This window comes from Shewanella sp. GutDb-MelDb, assembly GCF_002836075.1.
GTDB lineage: Bacteria > Pseudomonadota > Gammaproteobacteria > Enterobacterales > Shewanellaceae > Shewanella.
In genome coordinates, this window is record NZ_PJBM01000245.1 from 24015 (window position 1) to 32691 (window position 8677).

The 8677-nt window shown below is 44.4% G+C and carries 7 protein-coding genes and 1 pseudogene; 6 read left to right on the forward strand and 2 right to left on the reverse strand.

The features are described 5' to 3' along the window. Nucleotides 1-5 precede the first annotated feature (5 nt). Nucleotides 6-1067: an efflux RND transporter periplasmic adaptor subunit gene (locus CXF82_RS16090; RefSeq protein WP_102044557.1), complete on the reverse strand. Its 1062-nt coding sequence runs from the start codon at nt 1065-1067 to the stop codon at nt 6-8. 995 nt (nt 1068-2062) lie between these two features. Between CXF82_RS16090 and CXF82_RS16095 the strand changes: the two genes are divergently transcribed. After that, complete coding sequence (locus CXF82_RS16095) at nt 2063-2914, forward strand: RluA family pseudouridine synthase (RefSeq protein WP_102044558.1); 852 nt, start codon at nt 2063-2065, stop codon at nt 2912-2914. 99 nt (nt 2915-3013) lie between these two features. Here CXF82_RS16095 and CXF82_RS16100 read toward each other — a convergent pair whose 3' ends face one another. Continuing rightward, nucleotides 3014-4303, reverse strand: a complete 1290-nt coding sequence (locus tag CXF82_RS16100; RefSeq protein WP_101091145.1) for a citrate synthase — start codon at nt 4301-4303, stop codon at nt 3014-3016. Between the two features lie 410 nt (nt 4304-4713). Between CXF82_RS16100 and sdhC the strand changes: the two genes are divergently transcribed. The 5 genes and pseudogenes from sdhC to CXF82_RS16125 all read left to right on the forward strand — a co-directional run. Then, a complete protein-coding gene (gene sdhC, locus CXF82_RS16105; RefSeq protein WP_101091144.1) occupies nt 4714-5109 on the forward strand; it encodes a succinate dehydrogenase cytochrome b556 subunit in 396 nt (131 codons plus the stop codon). After that, entirely contained in the window at nt 5103-5450 is a 348-nt protein-coding gene (sdhD, locus tag CXF82_RS16110; protein ID WP_101091143.1) for a succinate dehydrogenase, hydrophobic membrane anchor protein, read from the forward strand. The genes sdhC and sdhD overlap by 7 nt, the downstream gene beginning before the upstream one ends. After that, nucleotides 5451-7217, forward strand: a complete 1767-nt coding sequence (gene sdhA / locus CXF82_RS16115) for a succinate dehydrogenase flavoprotein subunit (RefSeq protein ID WP_101091142.1) — start codon at nt 5451-5453, stop codon at nt 7215-7217. A gap of 11 nt (nt 7218-7228) precedes the next feature. Continuing rightward, nucleotides 7229-7936: a succinate dehydrogenase iron-sulfur subunit gene (locus tag CXF82_RS16120; protein ID WP_101091141.1), complete on the forward strand. Its 708-nt coding sequence runs from the start codon at nt 7229-7231 to the stop codon at nt 7934-7936. Nucleotides 7937-8136: 200 nt separating this feature from the next. Then, nucleotides 8137-8677, forward strand: a pseudogene (locus tag CXF82_RS16125) (2-oxoglutarate dehydrogenase E1 component); the annotation flags it as partial.

The following is an 8677-nucleotide window of genomic DNA, read 5'->3' on the forward strand; positions in this document are numbered from 1 at the left end:
CCGGTCTACTTAGCTGATGCAATATCTAAAGAGCTAATCACTTCAACGAGCGATTGGTCTTTTAGATTTTGATGACCACGAATAACGATTTGCTCACCAGGTTCGATACCAGCAACGACTTCTACTGTATCTGCTTCGCGATAACCGAGTGTTACTGTACGGCGATTAGCGCTTGTTCCGTCAATCACATAAAGGGCAAATTCATTGTCTTGATTTACAAGCGCGTTATACGGAACGGTTATTACGTCATTATGAGTGTCGTATCTAAGCTCTACGCGGGTAAACATACCAGCTTTTAAGGTTGCCTTTTGGTTTGGCACTGAAAGCGTAACTTTGAATGTACCGCTTTGAGCATCAACAATAGGGCTTATCCGCAACACTGTCGCGTGAGTGGTATCTTGAGTATGTTTATTGGCAAAAATCTGTGCATCTTGTCCTAAGCGGAGGTGTTGCAGCTGCTGCTCTGGGAGGTGGACAATGCCGTACAGCTCATCTTGGTTAACGATATAAAACAGTTCGTCGAACTCTTTAGCCATATTGCCTGATTTAACAAATCGCGTCGCGACCACGCCTTCAATGGGTGAGCGGATCATGCTTTCTTGTACGTACAATGCGGCCAAATCACGTTTAGCGATGGCAGCTTGTAGGTTATATTCGAGTTTAGCCATAGAGTCGGCACTAAAAAATTGCTTGTTGTTGATTTTTTTGAGGCGATTCAGCTCTTGTTGAATAATCTCGACTTCAGCTTGTGAGCGGTCTAAATCAAATTTCTGTCTTTTTGAATCGATAATCGCCAACAGTTGGCCTTTAGCGACGCGATCACCTTCTTCAACATTGATTGACTGGATAAGTCCGGCAACGCGAGTAACAACTTTAGCTTCTTCTGGTGCTTCAAGGGTCGCGGTAGTGCTATAAAATGACGACACATCCCCTTGGATCACTGTGGTTGTCTCTACAGGGACGGCATATTTCTCTTCTTCTTTAACCTCTTCTTCTGCGCCACAAGCACTAAGCAGTGCAGCAAGTAGTATTGGGAGAATGATTTTTTTGTTTTTGAATGCTTCCATGTCTTTAAACCCATTTAAGTTATTTCATTAGGCTTTACTAAGCATTATGTGTGCCAAAATTTAATTGCATTTATATACAATGACTTAGGTTGTATGCGTGAATGTTTGTTGGTTATTTTGATGGGTGATGTAGCGAAAAGGTTCAATTGTTGCGGTTTTTAACAATGTAAGCGGAAGCTCACTTTAGTAGAGAGAGTGCGATGACCTCTAGGGTATTGAGGTCAATTACTTTTGCGCTAAAGTTTGTTCGTTGACGATTGGACTTGTGAATCTATCAATCTGTGGCTTTCTCTTAATAAGTCAAGGTCGTGGCGCTTCGCCCATTCTGTTGTAATAGAGCAGAGCCAAGGGAGAAAGCGCTTGTACCCGCTCTTGGGTTCATAAAATTCAATTGTGGTGGTTATCGATTATTGGATTTTGTAAGTAGCCCAGAATTTGATTCAAGACTTGAACTCATAGAGGTGGAAAGTGTAGTTCATTCCTTTCCATAAGTGGGTTAGGGCAGCCCTGTAACGCGTTTTGCCCAAAATGCGTTAACAAAAGTCTGTCCAGAACTAAGTGAAGAAGGGTTCAAACGTTATTGTTTACCTATGCTCATGAGGGTGAACATTTTTACACCCAAGCCATTGTCATTGACTCCATAACTGAAATTTTACAGATGGAAAGCATTGAAGGCCATTTTTTATAAAGAGCTGTTATCTAGTGGTATTGATCTCTTGCTGTTAGAATCTCACATTATTGATTTTATAATGTGGCAGTTCATTGAACATAATGAGACCGTTATCGGTATCAATGCTTCAAACACGATCGCTGAATTCATTTACTTTTATTACTGAAAATCAGTGCTGCGACACTTAACAAACGCATCTAATGTACGTCAAACGCTAATTTTTCCGCCAATTTTAGCCAAGCATTATTTGCCTGTTACGTGGGCGTTGCTATGATCATTATGTCTATTGAATTACTGGAAACACCAAGCTGGAGAACAACTTACTATGTCTGAAAGATTACGAGTGAAACAGGCATCGCCTTTACTCTCTTTCCTCACCACAGAGCTAAAAGGCTGGAGTCGCAGCAAAATAAAACAACGGCTGACAACAGGATGCATCATCGTCAACGGTCAGCCTATCATGCGCCATGATCATGAGATCAACGTCGGCGATGACGTGGAAGTTCGGGCAACGGGGAAGAACGTGCAACTTAAAGTCTCCCGGCTTGAAATCTTGTATTCGGACAACGATCTTATCGTCATCAACAAACCTGCTGGCTTGTTGTCAGTGGCAACAGCCAATGAAAACAAAGACCATGCGCTTGCCATTCTTCGCAAGCAGCTCACGCGTCCTAAGCGTACTGTTAATCTTTGGCCTGTACATAGGCTTGACCGTGATACATCGGGTGTTTTGATGTTTGCAACTTCTCGCGAGATGCGCGAAGCCGTTATGGATGGGTGGGGTGAGGCTGAAAAAACCTACCTTGCGGTGGTTGAGGGTTGCCCTAATCCGAGTCAAGGCACCATTGACCAGCCCTTGAGAATAGATCCTGAGAAGTATCAAATGATAGTTGGTCCACATCCAGAAGCTAAAAAAGCCATCACGCATTTTAACACCCAGCGAACAGTGGGGGAGCGGTCATTGCTTGAAGTTCAACTGGAGACGGGTCGACAACATCAAATCCGTGCCCACATGGCTTGGCTAGGGCATCCGCTGATTGGCGATCCCCGTTATGGAACTGAAGGCCCGCGCATGGGATTGCATGCGTTGCGCCTGAGTATTACGCGACCAAAGACTGGCAAGCGACTCACTTTCGAGACACCCGCACCGGATGACTTTCTTAATTTGCTCCGATAATAGCAAATTGGCTCACCATGCTAGCCAATAATGTTTGACGCAGGTAATAAAAAAGGCACTCAATGAGTGCCTTTTAGGGTTCGTTAACGAACTCGCTTACTAATCGCGTTTGTCTTTAGCAACAAAGCTACGCTCAGCATCACCAGTGTATAGCTGGCGAGGACGACTGATCTTGTGACCAGGCTGATCTAGCATCTCTTTCCAATGTGCAATCCAACCGACTGTGCGCGCTAATGCGAATAGTACGGTGAACATGCTTGTTGGAATACCAATAGCCTTCATGATGATCCCTGAGTAGAAATCAACGTTCGGGTACAGCTTCTTAGACACGAAATACTCGTCTTCTAAAGCAATACGTTCAAGTTCCATTGCAACATCTAACAATGGATCATTGACGTTGAGTTCGGCAAGCACTTCATGACATGTTTCGCGCATAACTTTTGCACGAGGGTCGAAGTTCTTGTAAACACGGTGACCAAAGCCCATTAGACGGAAAGGATCTTCTTTGTCCTTAGCACGTGCAATAAACTCTGGGATACGGTCAACACTACCGATCTCTTCAAGCATGTTTAAGCAAGCTTCGTTTGCACCACCGTGAGCAGGTCCCCAAAGAGACGCAATACCCGCAGCAATACACGCAAATGGGTTAGCCCCAGATGAACCGGCTAAACGAACGGTTGAAGTCGATGCATTTTGCTCATGATCCGCATGTAGTATGAAGATACGATCCATAGCACGTTCAACGATTGGATTAACCTTGTACTCTTCACATGGCACTGCAAACATCATGCTTAGGAAGTTACCAGCGTAGCTTAAATCGTTACGTGGATAGACAAAAGGCTGACCAATAGAGTACTTGTAGCACATCGCTGCGATTGTTGGCATTTTTGACACCAAGCGGTAAGCAGCAATTTCGCGATGGCGCTCGTCATTCACATCCAAAGAATCTTGGTAGAATGCAGAAAGGGCGCCAGTAACGCCACACAACATTGCCATTGGGTGAGCATCACGTCTGAAACCTCTAAAGAAGCTCGCAAGTTGCTCGTTAACCATGGTGTGGTTTTTAACCGTGTGTACGAATGTATCGTACTGTGCTTTATTCGGAAGCTCTCCGTAAAGCAGCAAATAACATAAATCTAGATAATCAGAATCTATTGCCAACTCGCCAATTGGGTATCCGCGATGAAGCAGGATCCCTTGGTCGCCGTCGATGTAAGTAATAGCTGATTCGCAGGAAGCTGTAGCGAGAAATCCTGGATCGAAGGTAAAGTGCCCTGTGCTACCTAGCTTACTGATGTCTATTACATCAAATCCTGCCGTTCCTTTCTTGATCGGCAAATCGATTGATTCGTTCCCTGGTAGTTCCAACTTGGCTATATTATCAGCCATACCCCATTCTCCTTACTTCATTCTTATTGAGTGCGGCTTATCAAACCCCAATACTTTACAGTGAATCTAGATCACATTTCAATTTAAATAAGCGTTTAAATTTGTTAGACCATGGTCTTAATTAGCAATAACCACCTGTTGCAACAGGGGCTTGGCAGATTTTTTTACCAAAAAAACAAAATTTGCATAATGTGATGTTTGTATTTGACATTTCACCCACGTATACTTGCTGCGGCTCAGATGAGCTGCATACATTGACGAATAGTTACCACATTTATACAACCTTAATTAGTGGTCGCTAAACTGTTAAATGTTTGTTTCAAGTTTTCTTTTGCAAAGGGCTTAAACTGTGACCTAGTTCACGGATGGGGATCTGAGTAAAAGCGGTTCGTATAACAAAAATTAGCTCAATTGAGCAGAGTGAGCAGAACGTGAAAAAGCAAAGACCTGTCCATTTAGATCTGCAGACTATACAGTTCCCAGCAACGGCGATCGCGTCCATCCTACACCGTGTATCGGGCGTTATTATGTTGTTTGCTGTCGGTATTCTTATTTGGTTGCTTAATGAATCATTAGCATCCGCTGAAAGTTTTGCTGGCGTCCAATCTCTTTTTGATAACTTTATCGTCAAGTTTATCGTTTGGGGAATTCTTACCGCGTTGGGTTATCACTTGATAGTGGGTTTACGCCACTTAGTGATGGATGCCGGCTACTGGGAAGAACTTTCTTCAGGATTAACTTCAGCTAAAGTCGCTATGGCGTTATCAGTAGTGTTTTCTATCATCGCGGGGATTTGGGTATGGTAACTAATGCAGCAAGTCTTGGTCGCAGTGGTGTCCATGACTTTATTCTTATACGTGCAAGTGCAGTAATTCTAGCCTGTTACACCATCTTTATGGTTGGTTTTATCGCATGTAGCTCTCCATTGACTTACGATGCATGGCACGGTTTATTCAGTGCTCTGCCGATGAAAGTCTTCACACTTCTCGCACTGGTTGCGATTCTAGTCCATGCATGGATTGGTGTTTGGCAGGTACTTACCGATTACGTTAAGTGTGTGTCATTACGTGGTGTGCTTCAGTTTGTTTTTGTCGTAGCAGCCTTTTCTTATATGGCCGCAGGCATTTTGATTGTGTGGGGTGTTTAATTGAGTATTCCAGTTCGCGAATTTGACGTGGTTGTTATCGGCGCTGGTGGCGCGGGTATGCGCGCGGCATTGCAGATTTCAAAAGAAGGTAAGAGCTGCGCGCTGTTATCTAAAGTTTTTCCTACTCGTTCTCACACCGTATCTGCACAGGGTGGCATTACTGTCGCACTGGGTAATGCGCACGAAGATCACTGGGAACAGCACATGTACGATACCGTGAAAGGTTCCGATTTTATCGGTGACCAAGAAGCGATTGAGTTTATGTGTAAAACCGGTCCTGAAGCCGTTATCGAATTAGAGCAGATGGGTCTACCATTCTCTCGTTTTGAAGACGGTACTATTTACCAACGTCCGTTCGGTGGCCAATCAAAGAACTTTGGTGGCGAACAGGCGGCGCGTACTGCTGCAGCAGCTGACCGTACAGGTCACGCTCTACTTCATTGTTTATACCAGCAAAACGTTAAACATAAGACTCAAGTATTCTCAGAGTGGTACGCGCTAGATTTAGTTAAAAACGACGACGGTGTCATTGTCGGTTGTACAGCAATCGAAATTGAAACTGGCGAAATCGTTTATTTCAAAGCTAAGGCAACAATTTTAGCGACAGGTGGCGCAGGGCGTATTTACGCATCGACTACTAATGCACACATCAACACCGGTGACGGCGTTGGTATGGCGATCCGTGCCGGCGTTCAAATGCAAGACATGGAAATGTGGCAGTTCCACCCAACGGGTATCGCTGGCGCAGGTGTTCTTGTAACAGAGGGTTGTCGTGGTGAAGGTGGATACCTGCTAAACAAAGACGGCGAACGTTTCATGGAACGTTATGCCCCTAACGCGAAAGATTTGGCTTCTCGTGACGTGGTAGCACGTTCGATGATGACTGAAATTCGTGAAGGTCGTGGTCTTGACGGTCCATTAGGACCGCACTGTTTACTTAAGCTTGATCATTTGGGTAAAGAAACGCTTGAAGCGCGTCTTCCTGGTGTATGTGAATTGTCTCGCACATTCGCGCACATCGATCCAGCAGATGGTCCAATTCCAGTATTACCGACTTGTCACTATATGATGGGTGGATTACCTGCCAAAGTGAGCGGTCAAGTGTTACGCCAAAATGCTGATGGCAGCGAAGAAGATATAGTGGGTCTATTTGCCGTTGGTGAGATTGCGTGTGTATCAGTACACGGCGCTAACCGTTTAGGCGGTAACTCGCTGCTTGATTTGGTGGTCTTTGGCCGTGCAGCAGGTCAGCACTTAGGTAAAGCGCTTGATGCTACACCTAACCCTAAAGATGCCACTGAAGCCGATATTGACGCTTCTCTAGCACGCTTAAATCGTTGGGAAAGTAACAAAGATGGTGAAGAGCCTGAGGCTATCCGTAAAGATCTTCAACTTTGTATGCAGCTTAACTTCTCAGTATTCAGAAGTGGTGACGCAATGGCTGAAGGCCTTGAAGAACTGAAGACTATTCGAACACGTCTAGCAAACGCTAAGCTCTCTGATAATTCATCTGAGTTTAATACTCAGCGAATCGAGTGCTTAGAGCTTGATAACTTGATGGCGACAGCGATTGCGACAGCTACGGCAGCTAACTTCCGTACTGAAAGTCGCGGCGCACATTCTCGTGAAGATTATCTAGAACGTGATGATGAAAACTGGTTATGCCACAGTGTTTATGACCCGATTACCGAGCTTATGACTAAGCGTGATGTGAACATGGAGCCTAAGCTTCGTGATGCGTTCCCGCCTGTTAAGCGCACCTACTAGGAGAAGCCCCGATGAAATTGGAATTTGCAGTTTATCGCTACAATCCTGATGTAGACACTAAGCCTTACATGAAGGATTACAGCTTAGAAGTGGACGAAGGTACTGATATGATGGTACTGGATGCACTGATAAAGCTAAAAGAGTTAGATTCAACATTGTCATTTAGACGCTCATGCCGTGAAGGTGTGTGTGGTAGTGATGGTGTTAACATGAACGGTAAAAACGGTCTAGCGTGTATCACGCCTGTTTCTACCTTCAAAAATAAGAAGATTGAGATCCGCCCACTACCTGGTATGCCTGTAGTGCGTGACTTAATTGTAGACTTAACACAGTTCTACACCCAGTACGAAAAGATAAAGCCTTACTTGATTAACGATGAGAAAACGCCTGCGCGTGAACATCTGCAATCACCAGAAGAGCGTGCACATTTAGATGGGCTCTATGAGTGCATCATGTGTGCATGTTGTTCTACAGCTTGTCCTTCGTTCTGGTGGAACCCTGATAAGTTCATCGGTCCGAGTGGTTTGCTTCATGCCTATCGCTTCTTGATCGACAGCCGCGATACTGCGACTGAAGAGCGTTTATCAGAGCTTGATGATGCGTACAGTGTATTCCGCTGTCACGGTATTATGAACTGTGTTGATGTTTGTCCTAAAGGGCTTAACCCGACAAAAGCAATTGGACACATTAAGTCTATGCTTCTGAAGAGAGCTGTTTAGATGCAAATTAAAGAGCCGATATTGATATAGCTCTATGAGAGTCACTTTCATTTAGGAGAGTGACTCTTTTTGTCATGGAAGACAAAAATAGTAAATCTGGAACTCTAGGGGCTACAGAGATTGCAGAATCCTTGCTTAGAACAAGATTCTGTATTTATGACTTTGGCTAAGCACGTGTATACAGTTTGAAAGGAATAGAAATGCACCAAGGCATCATGAAAGCCTGGCTTGAATCGTCTCATCTTAATGGCGCGAATTTGACCTATGTAGAAGAGATGTATGAAGCCTATCAAGAAGATCCGCAGTCAGTAATTGAAGACTGGCGTGTCGTGTTTGATAACCTCCCTCTAGTGAATGGTACATCTAGTGACGTGCCTGAAGCTGCCCACTCTAAAGTACGCGACTATTTTCGTAGTCTTGCATTAGATGGACGTCAGAAAGGTTCACCTAAGGTGACCGATCACGAAGTCGATGCAAAACAAGTTAAAGTCCTACAGATGATTAACGCGCACCGTTTTCGTGGTCATCAGAACGCGAATTTGGACCCGTTAGACATTTGGAAACGCGATAAAGTTTCTGAATTAGACCCGGTTTTCCACGGTCTAGACAGCGATGATATGCAGCGTGAATTCAATACCGGTTCGTTTGCTCATGGTGGTGATACCATGAAGCTAGTCGATCTTGTTAAAGCGTTAAAAGCCACTTATTGTGGTTCGATTGGCGCAGAATACATGCATATCA

Excerpts from the sequence above, each read along its gene's own strand:
- CXF82_RS16090 (WP_102044557.1), bottom strand. The coding sequence starts at position 1,067 with ATGGAAGCATTCAAAAACAAAAAAATCATTCTCCCAATACTACTTGCT.
- CXF82_RS16095 (WP_102044558.1), top strand. The coding sequence starts at position 2,063 with ATGTCTGAAAGATTACGAGTGAAACAGGCATCGCCTTTACTCTCTTTC.
- CXF82_RS16100 (WP_101091145.1), bottom strand. The coding sequence starts at position 4,303 with ATGGCTGATAATATAGCCAAGTTGGAACTACCAGGGAACGAATCAATC.
- sdhD (WP_101091143.1), top strand. The coding sequence starts at position 5,103 with ATGGTAACTAATGCAGCAAGTCTTGGTCGCAGTGGTGTCCATGACTTT.
- CXF82_RS16120 (WP_101091141.1), top strand. The coding sequence starts at position 7,229 with ATGAAATTGGAATTTGCAGTTTATCGCTACAATCCTGATGTAGACACT.